The following is a 19,309-nucleotide window of genomic DNA, read 5'->3' as shown; positions in this document are numbered from 1 at the left end:
CCGCGCGCCGTCACGCGACCTCGCGCTCCTCCTCCACCGCCGGCTCGAGCTCGACGACCTCGTGCGACTGCCGCACGACGGGCGCCGCCGCGGTCACGGCGGGTGCGCCGAGCCGCGTGGGGGCGGCGGCCGGCCAGCCGATCGCCTCGGAGGCGCCCCGCAGGTTGCGGAGCCACCACGCCCAGTCCTCGGGGACGAGGCTGAACGGGTCCTCGTAGCCCAGGGCGCGGGCCGCGTAGACCGGCCAGTGCGCGTTGGCCAGCGCGGGGCGGCCGAGGTAGACCAGATCGAGCAGGTCCTCCTCGATCACCCGGTTGGCGATCTCGGGCTGTCCGAGGTTCCAGCTGGCGGCGACCGGGATGCCCACCTCCTCGCGGATCCGGGTGGCCGTGCCGACCATGCCGCCCAGCTTGCCGATCGGGATGTCGCCCTGCATGGCGTCGGTGTTGAAGCCGATGCTCACGTCGGCCAGGTCGAGTCCGTGCTCCTTCATCCAGCCGATCGCCGTGATCGACTCGTCGACGGTCGCGCCGCCCGGGTGCAGGTCGTCGACGCCGAGCCGCATCGTCAGGGGGATGCGCTCGGGGAGCACCGCGCGCACCGCGTCGAGGGCCTCGAGGTGGAACCGGGTGCGGTTCTCGAGGCTGCCGCCGTAGGCGTCCGTGCGCTGGTTGGCGAGCGGCGAGAAGAACTCGCTGCCGAGGTAGCCGTGCGCGAAGTGCATCTCGACCCACTCGTAGCCGGCCTCGACGGCGCGCGCGGCGGTGTCGGCGTAGTCCTGCATCAGCTGCGCGATCTCGTCGACGGTCAGCGCGCGCGGCACGTAGGGCATGTCGCCGCCGTAGGCGATCGCGGAGGGCGCGCGGGTCTGCCAGCCGGCCTCGTGCTCGGGCGGGAGCATGGAGCCGCCCTCCCACGGGGTGACGAGGCTGCCCTTACGGCCGGTGTGGCCGAGCTGGATCGCGGCGACGCCGCCCATCGACGTGATCATGTCGACCACGCGCTTGTGGCCCTCGATCTGGTCGTCGTCGTAGAGGCCGGCGCAGTGCACTGTGGTGCGTCCGTCGGGCGTGATCGCGATCTGCTCGGGGAAGACGAGGCCGAACCCGCCGGCCGCACGGGCACCGAGATACATCAGGTGGAAGTCGTCCAGCTTGCCGTCGGTCGAGCGGTACATCGTCATCGGCGACATCGCGATGCGGTTGCGGAGGGTCACGCCCTTGAGCGTGTACGGGGAGAAGAGGTCGGGCATCGTGATCCATTCCGGGGGGAGGGGGTGAAGTGGAGCGAGTGGCCTCAGTGCATCACCGGCGCAGACTCCGGCCGATTTCGCGGCCGTTGCCGGTCCGTAACGTTCTGCTCACGGGGCGGCAGGGGGAGTGAGAGGTCGCGCTGCGGCGCCCGCGCCCGCCATCCTGGAAGCACGTGCGCGGTCCGCCGCCGCGACCGAGGAGGGGGACCCGTGCAGATCCAGAGATCCGGCGAGGATGCGCGCCGCCGCCCGCTCTACGGCGGCTCGGGCGTGCTCGATCTGGAGTACTACTTCCGCGCCACGACCGCACTGCCGAGCTCGGTGATGCGCTTCCACCTCGAGCCGGGCACCTCCGAGGGCGAGCACGTGCACCTCGCGGGCGACGCCGGCAGCTGCTCGCCCGAGAGCTCCGACGAGCTCTACGTGGTCGTGCTCGGCGAGGTCGTGATGACCGTCGACGGCGAGAGCGCCGTGCTGCGCGCGGGCGACGCCCTCTACGCCCCGGCCGGCAGCCACCACGGAGTCGCCAACGAGTCGGACGCCCCCGCCGAGCTGATCCTCGTCTTCGGCCCACCGACCCCGCGCTGACCCACGCGAGGAGCAGACGCGCTGGAGTCGGTTCCTCCCTGCTGGTCGAGCAGCCGTGCCAGCGGCGTATCGAGACCCCGCCGCCCAGGCGCAGAGGCGCCCGACCTCTCCTCCCAGCCCCATCACCACCCGCCCCCACCCCCCTTCCGTGCTTCCGCACCCCGCCTCCCGCCGGCGCCTGCCATCCTGGCCGGGCACGCGCCCGACCCCGTGCATGGAGGCGCCGATGTCCGACGACGGCATGGCCGAGTCCGGCTACCGGCAGACCCTCACCCGCGGCATCGGCCGCTTCGGCAGCTTCGCCGCGGGAGTCAGCTACATCTCGATCCTGACCGGCACGTTCCAGCTCTTCTCCTTCGGCTACGCGAACGGCGGCCCCGCCTACTGGTGGTCCTGGCCGATGGTCTTCGCCGGCCAGCTCGCCGTGGCGCTCTGCTTCGCCGAACTCGCCGCGCGCTACCCGGTCGCCGGCTCCGTCTACAACTGGAGCAAGCGCCTGGCCGGCCCCACCGTGAGCTGGCTCGCCGGCTGGATCATGGCGCTCGCCTCCGTCGTCTCGCTCGCCGCCGTCGTGCTCGCCTACCAGAGCACGCTCCCGCAGATCTGGCGCGGCTTCCAGCTCGTCGGCGACGGCACCGGCACGAGCGCCGGCGTCAGCGCCGTGCTCTGGGGCGCGATCCTGGTGGCGTTCACGACCGGCGTCAACGCGATCGGCGTGCGGCTGATGGCCCGCATCAACAGCGTCGGCGTGCTGATCGAGCTGGTCGCCGCGGTGCTGCTCGTCGTCGTCCTCGCGGCCAACGCGGTCAACCCGCCGAGCGTCGTCCTCGAGACGGCCGGCCGCGGCGAGGGCGTCCCCGGCGGCTACCTCGGCGCGTTCCTCATCGCCGCGATCGCCTCCGCCTACGTGATGTACGGCTTCGACACCGCGGGCTCGCTCGGCGAGGAGACCGTCGATCCGCGGCGCACCGCCCCCGCCGCGATCGTCCGCGCGATCACCGCCTCGTTCGTTCTCGGCGGCCTGATCATCCTCTTCGGCCTCCTCGCCGCCCCCGATCTCGCCGACCCGGCGCTCGGCTCCCCGTCCGGCGGCCTGCAGCTGGTGGTCCTGCAGGTGCTCGGCGGCCCGCTCGGCTCGGTGTTCCTCGGCTGCATCGTCGTCGCGATCACCGTCTGCGCGCTCGCCGTGCACACCGCGGGCATCCGCCTGGTCTTCGCGATGGCCCGCGACAACGCCCTGCCCGGCAGCGCCCTGCTCGCCCGCGTCGACCCGCGCCGCCGCACCCCGGTCGCCCCGGCCGTGCTGATCGGCGTGCTGGCCGTCCTGATCCTCGTCGTCAACATCGGCACCCCCGAGATCTTCACCGCCGTGACGAGCGTCGCCGTCATCCTGATCTACCTCGCCTACCTGCTGGTCACCGTCCCCCTGCTGCTGCGCCGCCTCCGTGGCCGCTGGCCCACCGCCGACGCGCCCGCCGGCTGCTTCTCGCTCGGCCGCCTGGGCCTGCCGGTCAACGTCGTCGCCGTGCTCTGGGGAGCCGCGATGGCCGTGAACCTCGCCTGGCCCCGCACCGAGGTCTACGGCGACGGCCCCCTCCGCTGGATCGCCCTCATCGTCGTCGGCGCGGTCGTCACCGTCGGCCTGGCGTGGTTCCGCCTGCGCGGTCGCCACCACCTCGGCGTCCTGCCGGAGCACGCCCAGCCGCTCCCGGAGCCGCTCGACCGCTGACCCGCCGACGCCCGCGCTCCTGCCCGTCCTCCGGGTCGCCCGATCCGTCACCAACGGCTGCTTCCCCCGCCGCCGAAGGAGCCGTTCGCGCCGGATCGCCGCCACTCTCCGCCCGCGGGAGCCCCGCACCGACTGAGTCGCCCGAGAAGGTGCGTTCCCTGGCCCGAGAACGAGCCTTCTCGGGCGACTGAGTGCAACGGGTTGGGCGCTGCCGCCGGAGCCGCGCCGCTTATCCCGCTTCTCGCGCACTGAGTCGCCCGAGAAGGTCTGTTCTCGCGCCCAAGAACGAGCCTTCTCGGGCGACTGGCCGCCGAGGGCTCCTCGCTCACCGCATCGGGGCCGTCGATCGTGTGCGCGGGCTCCCGTGCGGCGGTGCGCCAGGATGGACGGCGGGCGATCGCCCGTCGAGGGGAGGGAGCGCCGTGCCGGACCGCCAGGCTCTCTCGACCGGCGCGCTGCTGACGCACGCGGTGCTCATCCAGGCCGTCGCCTTCCTGCTGCGGCCGGCCGCCGTCTACCAGGCGATCCAGCTCGACGTGCCGGCCTGGGCGCTCGGGGCGCTCGGCGCCTCCTTCGCGGTGGTGCCGCTGCTGATCGCGCTGCCCGTCGGCGGCCTCGTCGACCGGGTCGGCGCCCGCTTCGTGATGGCCTGCGGCTCTCTGCTGACGATCGCCGCCGCCGGCCTGCTGCTCCTCGCGGGCGGCGGCCTCGTCGGCCTGCTCTGCGGCACCGCCCTGCTCGGCGCCGGCCATCTCGGCTGCGTCGTCGGCCAGCAGGCGGTGGTCGCCGGGGGAGCGGCCGGCACCCGCCTCGACAGCCGCTTCGGCTACTACACCTTCGCCGCGTCGCTCGGCCAGGCGATCGGCCCCGCCTTCATCCCCGTCTTCGCCGGCAGCGCCGTCCGCCCCGACCCGGCCCCGCTGTTCCTCGTCGGAGGCGCGCTCGCCGTCCTCCTCCTCGCCGTCACCACCGCGATCGCCCGGCCCGCACCCCGCGCCACCGTCGAGGCCCCGTCCGAGGGCTCGACGCTCGGCCTGCTGCGGATCCCCGGCCTCGCCCGCGCCCTGCTCACCAGCGCGACCGTCGTCGCCGCCGTCGACCTGACCGTCGTCTACCTGCCCGCCCTCGGCGCCGAACGCGGCCTCCCCGCGGGCGTGGTCGGCGCCCTGCTGACCGTCCGCGCGCTCGCCTCGATGGCCTCCCGCCTCCTGCTCGGCGCCACGACCTTCCGCTTCGGCCGCACCCGCGTGATGGTCGCCGGCATCGTCGTCTCCGCCGTCTGCCTGGTCCTCACCGCCCTGCCCGCTCCGACCGCGCTGCTCTTCGTCGCCGTCGCCCTGCTGGGCCTCGGCCTCGGCATCGGTCAGCCGATCACCATGTCCTGGCTGATCGAGCGCACCCCCGCCGACCGCCACGGCCGCGCCCTCTCCCTCCGCCTCGCCGGCAACCGCATGGGCCTGATCGCCCTCCCGACCCTCCTCGGCACGATTGCCGCCGCGGCCGGCGCCGGCGGCGTCCTCATCGGCACCGGCGTCGCCGTCGGCTCCACCCTCGTCCTCCTCCGCGGCGTCCGCCTCGACTGACCGGGCCGTAAGGGCCGCCTCGTGACGGACATCAAGCTGAGTACTGGTTCGCACGTTCCCTCATGTTGAGGCGGTCACCGCTGACGAGGTTTTGCCAGAGCCTAGTCGGACGCGTGGCTCAGTTGATAATGCATCACGCTACCTAGATAGACATTGAGTATCATCTTGTTTCGATGGTGTCGATATTAGTGGATCTTCAGGGTGATTATTGTTATGTTCGCGGGTAGGGGGCTCGACGCCTGTTGGCCAGTTGGTGTCGGAGTCCCACGCGTACAAGACGTCAAGTTGATCTCGCGTGAAATTCGAATCTGTGAGGTCGGCCCCGGTGAGATCAGCTCCGGAGAAATTAGCATTATCTACGCGAGAGTTAGCAAGATTTGCCTCGTGCAAGTCCGCACCGATGAAGTTAGCGTTCAGGAAGTAGCCTCTTCGAAGGTCGGAATTTGTAAGTTTTGAGTGAGAAAAGTCGGCGTCGGTTGCGCGAACTGCCCGCAAGCTGGCTTGACGTAGAGTTGAATAAGACAAATCAGCGTCTTGCAGTGTGGCGCAGTCCATAGCCGCCCTTGAAAGATCCGAGTTCTTCAAATTTGCGAAGCTGAAATCTGCCTCGAGCACAGATAGGCCGGCCAAATTTACACCCTGTAGGTCGATAGAGCTAAATGGCCTAACTTGAGCCGAATCGGCGTTCGATCGGTCGCGGACGAAACGTAGGTTCTCGGCTCGTTCTGCTGCAGAGGCCTGCTCTGACGCGATTTCTCGGTCCCGGCTGGCACGATCGTCGTCAACTCCCGATTGAGCGAAAAATACTAAGCCAGCGATGATCACCGCGACCAAGACGTCTCGAATGATCCAAGGAGGCTCGCGAGTGCAGAATTTTTTAATATGGACCCACGACCAGCCAATGGCTGATTCAATCTTGGCACGACGCTTCCCTTTAGCCAATATGTACCCATTCTTGTATCGATGCGAGTGTTTCTTCAATCAGTACGGACTAGGAGTTTCTCACTCCAGGCGCACCTCCGCCGCGGACTTGTCGGCGCGCCAGCCGCGCCAGACGGGCTGGCGGAGGGTGCCGCCGGCGGTGCGCTCGCGGTAGCGGACCTCGCCGACCAGGACCGGCTCGACCCAGTGCACGCCGCGGGACTCGGCGGGCGGGACGGACACTGCGGGCTCGTCGGTGGCGTGCTCGGCGAGGCGGTCGACGAGGCCGCGGCGCTCTCGGTCGCTGAAGCCGCTGCCCACCCGGCCGGAGTAGACCAGGCCGTCGTCGCCGGGGAGTGCGGTCAGCAGCGAGCCGACCGAGCCCACCAGGCCGCCCTCGCCCTCGCGCCAGCCGACGATCACCACCTCCTGCACGCGGTGGTGGGTGAGCTTCACCCAGTCGCCGGAGCGGACGCCCGGCCGGTACGCCGCGTCCCGGCGCTTGGCGACCACGCCCTCCAGGCCGAGCGCGAGGCTCGTCGACATCGCCTCCTCCAGGTCGCCGTCGAAGACCGACGGCACGTGCACCCGCTCGTTCTCGGTCGCCAGCTGCTCCAGAGCCGCGCGGCGCTCGTCGTAGGGGCGGCCGACGGCCTCCGTTCCGTCGATCGCCAGCAGGTCGAAGAGCATCAGATGCACCGGAGTCGCGCGCGCCGCCGCCTCGATCTCGCGCGGCTTGGTCAGCCCGCCGCGGGTCTGCAGCCGGCCGAAGTCGGGCCGGCCGCGGTCGTCGAGCGCGACGATCTCGCCGTCGAGCACGCAGTCGACCGCCGCCGCCTCGGCGATCGGACCGAGCAGATCGGGGAACGCGGCCGTCAGGTCGTTGCCGTTCCGGCTGGTCAGGGTCACTGCTCCGCCCGCCACCCGCACCAGGGCGCGGTAGCCGTCCCACTTCATCTCGATCGCGGAATCCCCGGGGATGTCCGCCGCGCGGCCGGCGGTGGCGAGCATCGGCCGGAAGGCGGCGGCCGCCGTGATCGGCGCGGCCGCGGAGGACCCCGACACTCCGGAACCGGTCGATGCGGCGGCGGACGGCGCCGGCGCTCCGGACCCCGACGCCCCGCCGGACCCCCCGCCCTTCCGCACCCCGACACCGCGCCCGTGCGCCGTCCCCCCGTGTGACTGTCCCCCGTGCGCCGCGGCCCCGGGCGCCATCAGGTGCAGCAGCCAGTTCTTCTCGTCCCCCTTGCCGCCCTTCGCCCCGGTGTGCAGCAGCGCATACCGGCGCGGCTCGCCGCCGAGCCCGCCGTCCGGCCGGCCGGTCAGCACCGCGATCACCTCCTCGCCCTCGCGCCACTTCTCCAGCGCGTAGGTGCCCTCGTCCCAGATCCGCACCTCGCCACCGCCGTACTCGCCCGCGGGGATCGTGCCCTCGAAGGTCGCGTACTCGAGCGGGTGGTCCTCCGTCTGCACCGCCAGCCGGTTCGGGTCGCCGTCCAGCGGCGGCCCCTTCGGCACGGCCCAGCTGACCAGGACGCCGTCGTGCTCCAGCCGGAAGTCGTAGTGCAGGCGTCGCGCATGGTGCTCCTGCACGACGAAGGTGTCGCCCGACGTCGCGATCCCCGCCCCCGGCGACGGCACCGGCTCCGGCGTCTTCGAGGCGTCGCGCATGCTCCGGTAGGCGGCCAGCCGGTCGGCGGAGGCGTCGGTCGCCGCGAAGCCGGCCATCCGCTCCGGCGACGGCTCGAGCTCCGCGCCGCGCGCGGCCAGCACCGGGCGCAGCAGGTCGCCGTCGCTCCGCAGCCGCTCGACCACCTCGTCCGGGGCGAGGTGCCGCAGGTCCGCCGCCCCGATCTCCTCCCACGTGCGCGGCGCGGCGACCCGCGGCAGCAGCCGTCCCCGCAGCGAGTACGGCGCGATCGTCGTCTTCGCAGCGCTGTTCTGGCTCCAGTCGACGAGCACCTTGCCCTCGCGCAGGGTCTTCTTCATGTCGGAGACGACCAGATCGCGGTGGTCGGACTCCAGCACCTTCGCCAGCTCGTGAGCGACCGAGGAGATCTGATCGCTCGAGGCGGAGGCGTCCAGCGGGCAGTACAGGTGGATGCCCTTGCTGCCGCTGGTCACCGGGAACGGCTCGAGCCCCATCCCCTCCAGCAGGTCCCGCGCCAGGAACGCCACCTCGGCGCACTCCGCCAGCCCCGCCCCCTCACCGGGGTCGAGGTCGAGCACGAGCCGGTCCGGCGGGCGCCGCTCGCCGTCGGAGCCGACCCGCCACTGCGGCACGTGCAGCTCGAGCGCGGCCTGCTGGGCCAGCCAGGTCAGCCCGGCGACGTCGTCGACGAGCGGGTACTCGACGTCGCGCGAGGAGTGCGCGAGCTTCGTCCGGCTGAGCCAGTAGGGCGCGGAGGAGGGCAGGTTCTTCTCGAAGAAGACCTCGCCGGGCTCCTCCGCCGTGCCGACGCCGTCGACCCAGCGCTTGCGCGTCACCGGCCGCCGGGCGAGGTGCGGCAGCATCGCGGAGGCGACCGACGCGTAGTAGGAGAGGACGTCGGCCTTGGTGAACTCCGCCTCCGGATAGACCACCTTGTCGAGGTTGGTCAGCCGCAGGCGCCGCCCACCCACCGACACGAGCTGCTGCGAGGAGGGGGTCATGCCTCCATGGTGGCGTCGCCCGTCCGCCGCCGGGGAGGGAGTTGCGCCGACGGGGGAGGATCACGGCGAGGGCGGCGGTGTGGAGGAGCGTCTCGCGGCCCGCGCACGGCTGCACTGGATAGCCTGACGATCACCCCACTTCCTCGACAAGGAGCCCCCGTGCCCGAGACGATCACCGACATCCCGCTCACCACGATCGACGGATCCTCGTCGACGCTCGCCGACTACGCGCCGGTGAAGCTCATCGTCAACGTCGCATCCCGCTGCGGCCTCGCCCCGCAGTACGAGAAGCTCGAGGCGCTGCAGAAGCAGTACGGCGACCGCGGCTTCACGGTGCTCGGCTTCCCGAGCAACCAGTTCCTGCAGGAGCTCAGCGACTCCGACAAGATCAAGGAGTACTGCTCCACCACCTGGGGCGTCACCTTCCCGATGTTCGAGAAGGTCAAGGTCAACGGCCGCTCGGCGCACCCGCTCTACGCGGAGCTGACCAAGACCGAGGACGAGGCGGGCAAGGCCGGCAAGGTGAAGTGGAACTTCGAGAAGTTCCTGATCACCGCTGACGGCACCGTGCACCGCTTCCGCCCGACGGTCGAGCCCGACGACCCGCGGATCGTCCAGCTGATCGAGGCGTCGCTCCCCGCCTGATCGCGGCGGCTGCGCGGATCCGATCGAACGGCGGCGCGGGATCGACCCCGCGCCGCGGCGGTCCTATCGGGCGCGCAGTCCCTCGGCGATCCGCGCCTCCGCGGGCTCGACGCCCTCGGGGCAGACGATGTCGGACACCTCGAACGGCGTCGCGCGGGTGAAGGGGATCATCTCGATCCCGTCGACGTGGCGCAGAAGGACGAGCGCGCTGTCGCCGTCGCGGAGGGTGCGGCGGACCTGCCGCAGGAAGACGCCGGCCATCTCGAGCTCGACCGTGAAGATCCGGCCGCTCACATCGATCCGGCAGCCGAGCACCGGCTGCGAGTCGGTCGACGCGGAATCGGGAGCGTGGCGGACGGCGATCGGCTCGTCCTTGCGCAGGGAGCCTCCCGTCCCGGTCAGGGTGGGTGCAGCGACTGCTCGCGCGGTATCGGTCATCGTCGTCTCCGTCCGTGGTCGCGACCGACGGAGAACCGCCCGGTCACTGTCCTCAGACGCTACGTCGTGACCCTGTGATGGGGGGTGGGGTTGACGGATCCGGTCCCGGGGGAGAAGGCGGCGGGCTCAGGAGCCCTGGCGCGTCTCCTCGGGCTCCGGGAGGACGGACAGCTCGCCGTGCATGCTCGCGACGCTCAGCATCTGCTCGATCCACGCGCGGTTGAGCTTGGGCTGGTGCGTCTCGGCGAAGCGGAAGTGCAGCGGCACCGACGGGTGCAGCCAGACCGAGCTGCGGCCGTGGCCGGTGGAGGCGTCCTCGGTCCAGGAGAGCGAGAAGGCCTCGTTGCGCCGCAGCTTCGACAGCACGGCGACCTTGAGGTGGGCGAGGACCCGCTCCTCGAACTCGATCTCGAGATTCTGCGGTCCATAGGTCAGCGTGGCCACGGGCGCCCTTCGTCAGTGCGAGCCGCCCACGGCGGACAGCTCCTCGGGGACGGTAACCGGTGGAGCCCCTCCACGCGGAATCGGCGGACAGACACGCCGATGCCCCATTGACAGCCCGGGCGGCGCCCCCTAGTCGAGGGCCGCTTCACCCGCATGCTGGTCGAGTAGCCCCGAAGGGGCGTATCGAGACCCAGCGTCGTCAGCATGGCGGGTCTGCAGACTCGTCCTCTCGACCCGGGTGGATCTCGATACGCCCGCTGCGCGGGCTACTCGATCAGCAGGGGGTTCCCCCCTGACGAGGTGACCTTTCCCGCATCCCGTACGCACTCCGCTCGGACGTTCGGCTCGCGCTTTCGCTCTGGGCTCGCGATCTCGGCGCATTTCAGCGTGCCGGAGGTGTTTCCGCGTGCCGGAGCTCGCGTGTCGAAACGTTCGGCTCGTGCTTCCGCCCCGGGCTCGTGGTTCCGGCGCATTCCAGCGTGCCGGGGCCGATTCCGCGTGCCGGAGGTCCAGCACAGCCTGGACCCGCGCCGGGCCTCCGTCCGGCGCGACCGGGTAGCATCGCAGGGCCTGTTCCTGCGGACGAAAGCGACTAGGCCATGAAAACGCGAGTCATCTTCTACCTCATCGGCGGCGTCCTGCTCCTCGGCGCCGGCATCAGCTCGCTCGGCGACGGGGTCTCCGTGCCGGACATCATCACCGTCCTCTGCGGCGTGCTGATCCTCGCCCTCGCCGGCTGGCAGTACCGCCGCTCGCACGGCCCCGACGAGCGCACGCCCGGCGACGACGTCGAGCGCCCCCACCGCTAGCCCGCGCTCCACCGACCGGCGGGCACGACCCGCTCCCGCTCCGCCGCCGGCCCCGGGTCAGCGATCCGCCCACGCGTGAGCCCGGCCGCGCGCAGCCCGCAGCCCGCGCGTGACCACGGCCGCGCGCAGCCTGCAGCGCGCCCTACCCGCGCGCCAGCAGCAGCCGGTACGGCGCCGCCCGCTCCACGCGCCAGCCCTCGGGCGCCAGCACGCGCAGCTCCGGCGCCGTGTAGCTCCGCCGCACCGACAGCGACCCGTCGTAGTGCAGGAACGACCCCGCGGCGATCGGCCGGGTCGCCGCCGCGTACGCGGTGTAGGCCAGCCGCGAGCGCTCGATGTCGTTGTGCAGGGCGCGCGGAGCGAGTCGTTCGCTGTCCTCGAGCAGCGCACGCAGGGCCTCCGCCGGCAGGTGGTGCAGCAGGTGGTTCGACGTCACGATGTCGTACTGCGCGCCCTCGGCCACCAGCTCGGCGCTGCTCGCCCGCCGGAACTCGAGCCCGGCCGGCGCAGGCGTCGACGTCGCGAACGCGAACGCCCGCTCGTCCGGATCGATCGCGGTGATCGCGAGCCGCAGCCCGTCCGCGTGCGCCCAGTCGGCGAGCGAGCGCGCGATGTCGCCGCCGCCCGAGCCGATGTCGAGCAGCCGCAGGGGCTCCTCGCTCCGGAACAGCGGGCGCAGCCGGGTCCGGTAGAGCCGCCGCCAGCCTGAGACGAGCCGGTTCACCGTGCCGAACCGTGCGTAGGTCGCGTCGAGCAGCGCCCGGTCGCAGGACGGGTCGTCCATCAGCTCCTGCGCGTCGGTCTCCCGGTGCCGGAGGTCGGGGACGAGCGGCGCGTGGGCGCTCACGCCCCGCCGCGCTTGGTGAGCAGCGCCATCTCGACGGTCAGCCCCGGCCCGAACGCCATCGCACCGATCCGCTCGCCGTCGGCCGCCTCGCCGTGCAGCAGGCGTCGCAGGATGAAGAGGACGGTCGCGCTCGACATGTTCCCGACCGTCCGCAGCACCTCGCGCGAGGGCCGCATCTGCTCGTCCGAGAGGCCGATCGCCGACTGCACGCGGTCGAGGATGCTCCGGCCGCCCGGGTGCACGGCCCAGCGCTGGACGTCCGCGGCGCCGACCCCGCCGAGGCCGAGCATCGGCTCGAGCGCGGCGGTGATGTTCGTGCCGATGATCGATGGCACGTAGGTGCTCAGCCGCATGGTGAAGCCGTGGTCGCCGATCGTCCAGGCCATCTCGTCCTCGCCCTCGGGGGTGAGGGTCGTGTCGAGCTCGTCGATGTCGAGCACCGCGGTGCCCGGCTCCGGCGCGCGGGCGGTGACGACCGCGGCGGCGGCCCCGTCGGCGAAGACGGAGGTGGCGACGATCTGCTCCGCGTCGCTCGAGCTGGTCAGGTGGATGCTGCAGAGCTCCGCCGCGACGACCAGCACGACGGCTGACGGGTCCGCCTCGCAGAACGCGCGGGCGGCGCGGAGCCCGGGGAAGGCGCCGTAGCAGCCCATGAAGCCGAGGTGGAAGCGCTGCGTCGAGACCCGCAGCCCGAGCGCGCGGACCAGCTGGTAGTCGGGCCCGGGCGCGTAGAAGCCGGTGCAGGAGACGGTGACCACGTGCGTGACCTCGTCCGGCGCGAAGCCGGCCGCCTCGAGCGCGCGCCGGGCCGCCTGCGCGAACAGCTCCGGAGCGCGGGCCGTGTAGACGGCGTTGCGCGCGGCCGTGCCCGGGTCGAGCAGGAGGCCGGAGCGGGCGTCGTAGAAGGTGCTCTCGCCGTCGCGCTCCTCGCCGTCCAGCTCGTCGACGACCGTGTGCCGGGTGTCGATCCCCGAGGCGTTGAAGGCCGCGCCGATCAGCCGCGACCCGAGGCGGGTGACGGCGGGCTGCGCGGCGAAGAGGTTGCGGAGCGCCGGCTGGTGCAGGACCGTGGGCGGGACGGCCGTCTCGATGCTGCGGATGTGGACGCTCACCCGCGGGAACCTACCGCACGTTCCTGCGGGTGAGCGGCGCTCCGGAGGCTCCGCGCGGCGGTGCTCAGAGGATCGGCTTCCCGCCGGTGACGGCGATCGTCGAGCCGCTCATGTAGCTGGCGTCGTCCGAGGCGAGCAGCACGTAGGCGTGCGCGACCTCGGCGGGCTGGCCCGGGCGGCCGAGCGGGACCTGCTCGCCGAACGAGGCGACGGCCTCCGGCGGCATCGTCGCCGGGATCAGCGGGGTCCAGATCGGGCCCGGGGCGACCGCGTTCGCGCGGATCCCCTTCTCGCCGAGGGCCTGCGCGAGCGAGGCCGTCATGCTGAGCATCGCGGCCTTCGTCGCCGCGTAGGGCAGCAGCTGGTACGACGGCTGATCCGACTGCACCGAGCTCGTCGCGATGATCGAGGCGCCGCTCTTCAGGTGCGGCAGCGCGGACTTGACCAGGTGGAAGTAGGCGCTGATGTTCGTCGCGATGGTGCGGTCCCACTCCTCGTCGGGGATGTCGGTGACCTCCTCGCGGCTCATCTGGAACGCCGCGTTGCTGACGAGCACCTCGAGGTGGCCGAGCTTCTCGACGGTCTCGGCGACGACGGAGCGGCAGTGCGCCGGGTCCTGCAGGTCGCCGGGGAGGAGCAGCGCCTCGCGGCCGGCCTCGCGCACCCACTTCGCGGTGTCCTCGGCGTCCTCGTGCTCGTTCAGGTAGGAGATCGCGACGTCGGCGCCCTCGCGGGCGAACGCGATCGCGACGGCCTTGCCGATGCCGCTGTCGGCGCCGGTGACCAGCGCGACCTTGCCGCGCAGGCGGTCGGAGCCGCGGTAGCTGGTCTCGCCGTGGTCGGCCTTCGGCGTCAGCTCGGCCTCGGTACCGGGCGGGGTCTGCTCAGGGGATTCCGGAGTCATGATGCTCCCTCTCGTCGTGGGTCGGTCCCTCCATGCAAGCCGCTCGCGCGCCGCCGCGCCACGGGGTTGACGCCTTCTTCCGCTCTGATGAGCAGCCCCCCTGCATGCTGGTCGAGTAGCCCCGCAGGGGCGTATCGAGACCCACCGTCACCAGCACGCTGATTCTGCAGACCCCACCTGCTGACCACGGCGGATCCACTGGAGAGAGACGCCCGCAACATGCTGGTCGAGTAGCCCCGCAGGGGCGTATCGAGACCCACCGACCACCAGCGGTCGGGCCCTGCAGACCCACCTTCTGACCACGGTGGATCTCGATACGCCCGCTCCGCGGGCTACTCGATCAGCATGATTCGTCGCCGTCCGTCGATCGGCAGGAATGCTCCCCGCCCGTCGATCCGCGCCGTCAAGCCCGAGACACCGGGAGCCGCCGGGGAGTTGACTGAGCCGACGCTCCGCACCGGGGCGCACGAGGAGGCCGACATGAGCACGCCCACCGATCGGGGCCCCGGCTCCGACAGCAGCGACCCGACCCGCAGCGACCGCGACGCGACCGCCCGATTCGACACGACGAGCGCCGCCTCGACCACCCCCGGCACGGGAGCGACCGCCACGGGCGCGACCGCGACCACCGCCCCCGACGACCAGCCCGCCGCGCACCGCGCCCCCGTCGACCCCGACTCCGCGGAGGCTGCGAAGGCCCGCACCGCCGCCCGCAAGGACATCCACCAGCGCGAGAAGGACCGCTTCGGCGGCCTCAAGATCGGCTGCGCCTTCTTCGGCTGGCTCGCCGCGACCGGCCTCGCGGTCATCCTCACCGCCCTGGTCACCGCGATCGGCGCGGCCGTCGTCGGCACGCAGGACGTCACGGCCGACCTGGCCGCGGACCCCGCCGCCTTCGGCTGGGTCGGCGCGATCGCGCTGCTCGTGATCCTCCTCGTCGCCTACTACTCCGGCGGCTACGTCGCCGGCCGGATGGCCCGCTTCAGCGGCGCCAAGCAGGGCGTCGTGGTCTGGGCCTGGGCCGTCGTCGTCGCGATCGTCGTCGGCATCGTCTCCGCGCTCACCGGAGGCAGCCAGATCCTCTCCGCGGTCAGCGGCTTCCCGCAGATCCCGCTCGACGCGGGCGACGCCACCGTCACCGCGATCGTGACCGTCCTCGCCGCCCTGGTCGTCTCCCTGATCGGCGCCGTCCTCGGCGGCCTCGCCGGCATGCGCTTCCACCGCCGCGTCGACCGCGAGGGCCTCTCGGGCCTGGCCGTCTGACCCTCCCTCCCAGCGAGATGCCACTTGGGTACGCCTCACTCGGCGTGTCGCGTACCGAACCGGCATCTCGCGGACCGTGGCCGCACTCTCACCCCGGCCGTCATCGCGAGATGCCACTTATGATCCTCCGCCTCGGCGTGTCGCCCTCATAAGTGGCATCTCGCGGACAGCCGCCGCACGCGCGCCCCGGCCGTCTCCGCGAGATGCCACTTGTGAGCTCGTGCCTCGGCGTGTCGCCCTCATAAATGGCATCTCGCGGGAGGGGGCTCTCGCCTACGCTTTCCCGGGTGGAGACGACGCGCGCCGGCAGGCTGAGCAGTGAGCTGGCGGAGTGGGCGGCGCCCGCGGCGCTCGCCGGGCTCCGGGACGAGTACCTCGCCTTCCTCGCGGAGCACGGCGACGCGGCGCTCGAGCGGGACGGCGGTCCCGAGCACGTCACTGCGAGCTGCTTCGTGCTCTCGCCCGCACTCGACCGCGTGCTGCTCTGCTACCACCGCAAGGGCCGCTTCTGGGTGCAGCTCGGCGGGCACGTCGAGTCGGCCGACGCCTCCGTCCCCGCCGCCGCCGAGCGCGAGGCCCGGGAGGAGAGCGGTCTGCCGGCCCTCACCCTGCTCGGCGACGTCCCGCTCGACCTCGACCGGCACGGCCTCGGCGGCGGCTTCGGCCGCTGCAGCACCCACTGGGACATCGGCTACGGCGCGATCGCCGACCCCGCGCAGCCCTTCGCCGTCAGCGACGAGAGCGACGCCCTGGCCTGGTGGCCGGTCGACGCCCTGCCCGAGGACGTCCCGCCGGGCTTTCCGGCGCGTCTCGCCGGTGCGCTGGCAGCGGCTCGCCGGCTCTGACGCCCCAGCGACGCACCCTCGACCGCCCCCGATGCGGCACGATGAACGCATGCCCGACCCCGCGCGCCCCGTCGTCGTCCTCGCCGGAGCGAGCGGCTTCCTCGGCACCGACCTCGCCCGCCGCTTCGAGGCCGACGGCTGGACCGTCCGCCGGATCGGCCGCTCCGGCCCCGACGCCCGCTGGGGCGACACGGCCGCGATCACGCGGGCCCTCGACGGCGCCCGCCTTCTCGTCAACCTCGCGGGCAAGAGCGTCGACTGCCGCTACACCCCGGCCAACCGCGCCGAGATCCTGCGCTCGCGGATCGACACCACGCAGGAGCTGCACCGCGCCGTCGCGGCCGCCGCGACCCCGCCTCCGGTCTGGATGAACGCGAGCACCGCCACGATCTACCGCCACGAGGAGGAGCGCGCCAACACCGAGCGGGACGGCGTGCTCGGCGAGGGCTTCTCGGTCGACGTCGCGCGCGCCTGGGAGGAGGCCTTCTTCGCCGGCGAGACCCCCGGCGTCCGCCGCCTCGCCCTCCGCATGACGATCGTGCTCGGCGACGGCCCGGCCACCGGCATCCTGCTGAAGCTCGCCCGGCTCGGCCTCGGCGGCCCGCAGTTCGACGGCCGCTGGCCCGCCACCCGCGCCCGGCGCGCGGCCGGCGTGCACCACGAGTACCGCCCCACCCGCGGCCGCCAGCACTTCAGCTGGATCCACGTCGAGGACGTGTTCCGCTCGATCCGGTTCTTGGAAGAGCAGCCCCTCGACGGCCCCGTGAACCTCGCCGCGCCGAACCCCAGCGACAACACCGAGCTCTCCCGCCTGCTGCGCGCCGCGGTCGGCCGGCGGATCGGCCTGCCCGCACCGCGCTTCGTCCTCGAGCCGGCGACCTTCGCCCTGCGCACCGAGTCCGAGCTGCTGCTCAAGAGCCGCTGGGTCGTCCCCGGCCGCCTCGAGGAGGCCGGCTTCACCTTCGCCCACCCCCACCTCGGTGAGGCCCTCCGCGACATCGTCGCGACCGCGCGCTGACCCCGGGTCGGGATCGCCCGCCCCGCCGACACCGCCCCGCCGACACCGCCCCGCCGACACCGCCCCGCCGACACCGGCGCCCGCCCCGCCGCGCCCCTACCCGATCCCCCGGGTACGTGTCGCCCGCGCTCGGATGCTAACGTCACCATGCCTGCAACGGCGCGGATCACCGTGTCGCGGCACGAGGCGGCCCTGCGCTCCGTGAACGGTCACGGACAATCGCGGCGCCGCCGACTCCGCCGGGCACCGCCGACGAAGGAAGCAGCGCACCGTGGGATCCAGCGACAGCACGGCCCGGCGAACCGCGGCCGGCAGCGTCGAGGTCCGTGCCCGGCGCGTCGACGGGACGACCGTCGGATTCCGCGCCGTGCTGATCGCGACCGGCGACGGCCGCCTCGTCGTCGCGGACAGCACTCCCGTCCCGACGGGCTGGCGGTTCACCGGCGCCGCGGACGAGCTGCTCGAGGTCCGCCTCCCCGCCCGCCCCGAGCTGCGCGACGTGAGCGTCGTCTACACGACGACCCTCGACAACCTCGACCACGTCGTCGTCCCGGACACCGGCCGCTGGCACATGAACAGCAGCCACCCGATCTCCGCCTGGCGCTTCAGCGGCGACCTGCAGGTGCGCGCGAACTCGCTGAAGACGCCGGTCTAGGTCTTCGAGCGGCTCGGCGGCGGCGTCCACGGCGTGGGTGTGATCGCCGCGCCCACGGAGATGGACATCACCCTGCACGAGCCCGCCTCGAACCGAGCGCTGAACGTGCACTTCCGCCGGCTGCGGGTGGAGTTCACGCTGCTCCACCTCGCCGACACCGCGGAGGCCGGTGACGACGGCGAGGCCGTGCACCGGTTCTGGATCGCCGTCCTCCCCGCGTCGCAGCACGCCGACTGGCGCTCGGTGCTGCGGCGGTTCTCCGCCTGCGAGCGGCTGGCCCTGGACGTGCGCTACTCCACCCGCCCCGAGGCGCTCGAGCCCTACTGGTGCACCTGGGTCGACTGGAGCTCCGAGCACGTCACGCAGGAGCTCGTCCTGCGGAACGCCCGCCTCGCCGCGGAGCTGGGGATCCCGAACATCGTCATCGACGACGGCTGGTTCGGCCGCGGACTGGACTCGAGCTACGACGTGCCGATGGACATCGGCGACTGGACCCCCGATCCGGTCAAGTACCCGGACCTGCCGTGGCTGATCGAGTCGATCCACGCGCTCGGCAGCCGGGTGATCATCTGGTGCGCCCCGCACGCCGTTGGTCCCGCCTCCGCGGCGTTCGGGAGGGTCGGCGACCTCCTCGTCCAGGACGCTCTCGGCGCCCCGATCCTGAACCCGACGATGTTCTACTCGCTGTGCTTCCGCAGCGAGCGCGCCCGGCGGGTCATGGTCGACGTCGTGCGGGACCTCTTCCGGCGCCACCCCTTCGACGGCGTCAAGTACGACCTCTTCAACTGGCTGCCGTCCGAGGAGTGCGAGTCCCCCGAGCACGCGCACGACCTCGGCTCGACGATCGTCGGACTGCACCGCGTCCTCGCCGAGTGCGCGGCGATCACCGAGGCGCAGCCGCGGCCGGTCGTCGTCGAGATGAAGCAGGACTACGCCACCGCCGCCATCGCCGGGCTCGGCTCGGTCGTGCGCGGCGGCGACTCCCCGTACGCGTCGCGGACCAACCTCGTGCGGATGGACTACATCCAGGCCCGGGGGATGCCGGGGCTGAACGACTACCAGACCTTCCCCCGCTCGGCGTCGCCCGCCGAGGTGTGCGTCATCGCCCTGCGGATGGTCGCCGGGGGAGTCCCCGCCTGGGGACGCGACCTCACCGCGCTCGATCCGGGCCAGCGCGTCTGCCTCCTCCGCGTGCACCGCTGGTACCGCGCGCTCCTGCACCACGGCGCCGGCGCCCACCGCGAGAGCGACCGGGACGGCGTGCTCCTGCTGCGCACGGACGTCGGCGTCGTCCTGATCTGCACCGAGCCGGGCCGCGTCGTCACCGTGCCGGCCGACTGCTGCCAGATCGTGAACGCGACCCTCTCGACCGAGCTGGTCCTGCGCTCGGAGCAGAAGCGGACCGTCCTCGGCTCGCGCTCGATCCTCGCCGAGGTCTGCGTCCCGAGGCTGCGCTCCCTCCCGAGCGGCGTCCACCGTCTGGACCTCGGCACCGGGACCGTGCTCACGCTCGCCGTCGAGCTCCGGCCGCACCCCACCGACGCCGACGGAGGCACCCGATGACCGCCCGCACCGCGCGAGACCACCCCTCTGACCCTCCGAGA

Annotated in this window: 18 protein-coding genes; 10 read left to right on the top strand and 8 right to left on the bottom strand. The window is 72.5% G+C overall.

Annotated features, from left to right (window positions below):
• Positions 1 to 10: 10 nt before the first annotated feature.
• Positions 11 to 1,252 carry an NADH:flavin oxidoreductase/NADH oxidase gene (locus tag C1I64_RS14965; protein WP_127887754.1) on the bottom strand — a complete coding sequence of 414 codons (1,242 nt, stop codon included), beginning with the start codon at positions 1,250 to 1,252 and terminating at the stop codon, positions 11 to 13.
• Between the two features lie 210 nt (positions 1,253 to 1,462).
• Between C1I64_RS14965 and C1I64_RS14960 the strand changes: the two genes are divergently transcribed.
• The 3 genes from C1I64_RS14960 to C1I64_RS14950 all read left to right on the top strand — a co-directional run bounded on the left by C1I64_RS14960 (position 1,463) and on the right by C1I64_RS14950 (position 5,152).
• A complete protein-coding gene (locus C1I64_RS14960; protein ID WP_127887753.1) occupies positions 1,463 to 1,840 on the top strand; it encodes a cupin domain-containing protein in 378 nt (125 codons plus the stop codon).
• 226 nt (positions 1,841 to 2,066) lie between these two features.
• Positions 2,067 to 3,569, top strand: coding sequence for an APC family permease (locus tag C1I64_RS14955; protein ID WP_244209497.1), 1,503 nt, complete (start codon positions 2,067 to 2,069; stop codon positions 3,567 to 3,569).
• 422 nt (positions 3,570 to 3,991) lie between these two features.
• Positions 3,992 to 5,152 (top strand): MFS transporter, encoded by a 1,161-nt coding sequence (locus C1I64_RS14950; RefSeq protein ID WP_127887751.1) that lies wholly within the window; start codon positions 3,992 to 3,994, stop codon positions 5,150 to 5,152.
• 138 nt (positions 5,153 to 5,290) lie between these two features.
• Here the strand turns inward: C1I64_RS14950 and C1I64_RS20895 are convergent, their stop codons facing one another.
• Together C1I64_RS20895 and C1I64_RS14940 are read right to left on the bottom strand one after the other, a co-directional pair.
• Positions 5,291 to 5,977 (bottom strand): pentapeptide repeat-containing protein, encoded by a 687-nt coding sequence (locus tag C1I64_RS20895; RefSeq protein ID WP_425272937.1) that lies wholly within the window; start codon positions 5,975 to 5,977, stop codon positions 5,291 to 5,293.
• Positions 5,978 to 6,154: 177 nt separating this feature from the next.
• Positions 6,155 to 8,725 carry an ATP-dependent DNA ligase gene (locus tag C1I64_RS14940; protein ID WP_127887749.1) on the bottom strand — a complete coding sequence of 857 codons (2,571 nt, stop codon included), beginning with the start codon at positions 8,723 to 8,725 and terminating at the stop codon, positions 6,155 to 6,157.
• 159 nt (positions 8,726 to 8,884) lie between these two features.
• On the opposite strand from C1I64_RS14940, the gene C1I64_RS14935 reads away from it, so the two are divergent.
• Complete coding sequence (locus tag C1I64_RS14935; protein ID WP_123448041.1) at positions 8,885 to 9,370, top strand: glutathione peroxidase; 486 nt, start codon at positions 8,885 to 8,887, stop codon at positions 9,368 to 9,370.
• A gap of 63 nt (positions 9,371 to 9,433) precedes the next feature.
• On the opposite strand, the gene C1I64_RS14930 is transcribed toward C1I64_RS14935, so the two are convergent.
• On the bottom strand, positions 9,434 to 9,808 hold the full coding sequence (locus C1I64_RS14930) for a hypothetical protein (RefSeq protein ID WP_123448042.1): 375 nt from the start codon (positions 9,806 to 9,808) through the stop codon (positions 9,434 to 9,436).
• Positions 9,809 to 9,934: 126 nt separating this feature from the next.
• Positions 9,935 to 10,252: a DUF7882 family protein gene (locus C1I64_RS14925; protein ID WP_123448043.1), complete on the bottom strand. Its 318-nt coding sequence runs from the start codon at positions 10,250 to 10,252 to the stop codon at positions 9,935 to 9,937.
• A gap of 599 nt (positions 10,253 to 10,851) precedes the next feature.
• On the opposite strand from C1I64_RS14925, the gene C1I64_RS14920 reads away from it, so the two are divergent.
• Positions 10,852 to 11,061: a hypothetical protein gene (locus C1I64_RS14920; protein ID WP_123706287.1), complete on the top strand. Its 210-nt coding sequence runs from the start codon at positions 10,852 to 10,854 to the stop codon at positions 11,059 to 11,061.
• A gap of 142 nt (positions 11,062 to 11,203) precedes the next feature.
• On the opposite strand, the gene C1I64_RS14915 is transcribed toward C1I64_RS14920, so the two are convergent.
• The 3 genes from C1I64_RS14915 to C1I64_RS14905 all read right to left on the bottom strand — a co-directional run bounded on the left by C1I64_RS14915 (position 11,204) and on the right by C1I64_RS14905 (position 13,924).
• Complete coding sequence (locus tag C1I64_RS14915) at positions 11,204 to 11,908, bottom strand: methyltransferase domain-containing protein (protein WP_243732965.1); 705 nt, start codon at positions 11,906 to 11,908, stop codon at positions 11,204 to 11,206.
• Entirely contained in the window at positions 11,905 to 13,020 is a 1,116-nt protein-coding gene (locus C1I64_RS14910) for a type III polyketide synthase (protein WP_127887747.1), read from the bottom strand. Before C1I64_RS14910 ends, C1I64_RS14915 begins: the two co-directional genes overlap by 4 nt.
• Before the next feature lie 64 nt (positions 13,021 to 13,084).
• Positions 13,085 to 13,924: an SDR family oxidoreductase gene (locus C1I64_RS14905; protein WP_127887746.1), complete on the bottom strand. Its 840-nt coding sequence runs from the start codon at positions 13,922 to 13,924 to the stop codon at positions 13,085 to 13,087.
• A 480-nt stretch (positions 13,925 to 14,404) separates the two neighbouring features.
• Between C1I64_RS14905 and C1I64_RS14900 the strand changes: the two genes are divergently transcribed.
• From C1I64_RS14900 to C1I64_RS14880, 5 genes are all read left to right on the top strand, one after another.
• Positions 14,405 to 15,187, top strand: coding sequence for a hypothetical protein (locus C1I64_RS14900; RefSeq protein ID WP_127887745.1), 783 nt, complete (start codon positions 14,405 to 14,407; stop codon positions 15,185 to 15,187).
• 287 nt (positions 15,188 to 15,474) lie between these two features.
• Positions 15,475 to 16,032 carry an NUDIX hydrolase gene (locus tag C1I64_RS14895; RefSeq protein WP_244209496.1) on the top strand — a complete coding sequence of 186 codons (558 nt, stop codon included), beginning with the start codon at positions 15,475 to 15,477 and terminating at the stop codon, positions 16,030 to 16,032.
• A gap of 49 nt (positions 16,033 to 16,081) precedes the next feature.
• Positions 16,082 to 17,050, top strand: a complete 969-nt coding sequence (locus tag C1I64_RS14890; protein WP_127887743.1) for an epimerase — start codon at positions 16,082 to 16,084, stop codon at positions 17,048 to 17,050.
• A gap of 271 nt (positions 17,051 to 17,321) precedes the next feature.
• Positions 17,322 to 17,705 carry a hypothetical protein gene (locus tag C1I64_RS14885; RefSeq protein WP_127887742.1) on the top strand — a complete coding sequence of 128 codons (384 nt, stop codon included), beginning with the start codon at positions 17,322 to 17,324 and terminating at the stop codon, positions 17,703 to 17,705.
• Positions 17,706 to 17,744: 39 nt separating this feature from the next.
• Positions 17,745 to 19,268: an alpha-galactosidase gene (locus tag C1I64_RS14880; protein WP_208645140.1), complete on the top strand. Its 1,524-nt coding sequence runs from the start codon at positions 17,745 to 17,747 to the stop codon at positions 19,266 to 19,268.
• Positions 19,269 to 19,309 lie beyond the last annotated feature (41 nt).

The sequence above is a fragment of the Rathayibacter festucae DSM 15932 genome, assembly GCF_004011135.1.
In the GTDB taxonomy this organism is placed as follows: domain Bacteria; phylum Actinomycetota; class Actinomycetes; order Actinomycetales; family Microbacteriaceae; genus Rathayibacter; species Rathayibacter festucae.
The sequence above is the reverse complement of the archived record's forward strand: the minus strand, read 5'-3'. Positions and strand labels throughout refer to the sequence as shown.

Coding starts and splice junctions, on each gene's coding strand:
- C1I64_RS14905 (WP_127887746.1), bottom strand. CDS start 13,924: ATGACTCCGGAATCCCCTGAGCAGACCCCGCCCGGTACCGAGGCCGAG.
- C1I64_RS14900 (WP_127887745.1), top strand. CDS start 14,405: ATGAGCACGCCCACCGATCGGGGCCCCGGCTCCGACAGCAGCGACCCG.
- C1I64_RS14930 (WP_123448042.1), bottom strand. CDS start 9,808: ATGACCGATACCGCGCGAGCAGTCGCTGCACCCACCCTGACCGGGACG.
- C1I64_RS14940 (WP_127887749.1), bottom strand. CDS start 8,725: ATGACCCCCTCCTCGCAGCAGCTCGTGTCGGTGGGTGGGCGGCGCCTG.
- C1I64_RS14955 (WP_244209497.1), top strand. CDS start 2,067: ATGTCCGACGACGGCATGGCCGAGTCCGGCTACCGGCAGACCCTCACC.
- C1I64_RS14920 (WP_123706287.1), top strand. CDS start 10,852: ATGAAAACGCGAGTCATCTTCTACCTCATCGGCGGCGTCCTGCTCCTC.
- C1I64_RS14965 (WP_127887754.1), bottom strand. CDS start 1,252: ATGCCCGACCTCTTCTCCCCGTACACGCTCAAGGGCGTGACCCTCCGC.
- C1I64_RS14890 (WP_127887743.1), top strand. CDS start 16,082: ATGCCCGACCCCGCGCGCCCCGTCGTCGTCCTCGCCGGAGCGAGCGGC.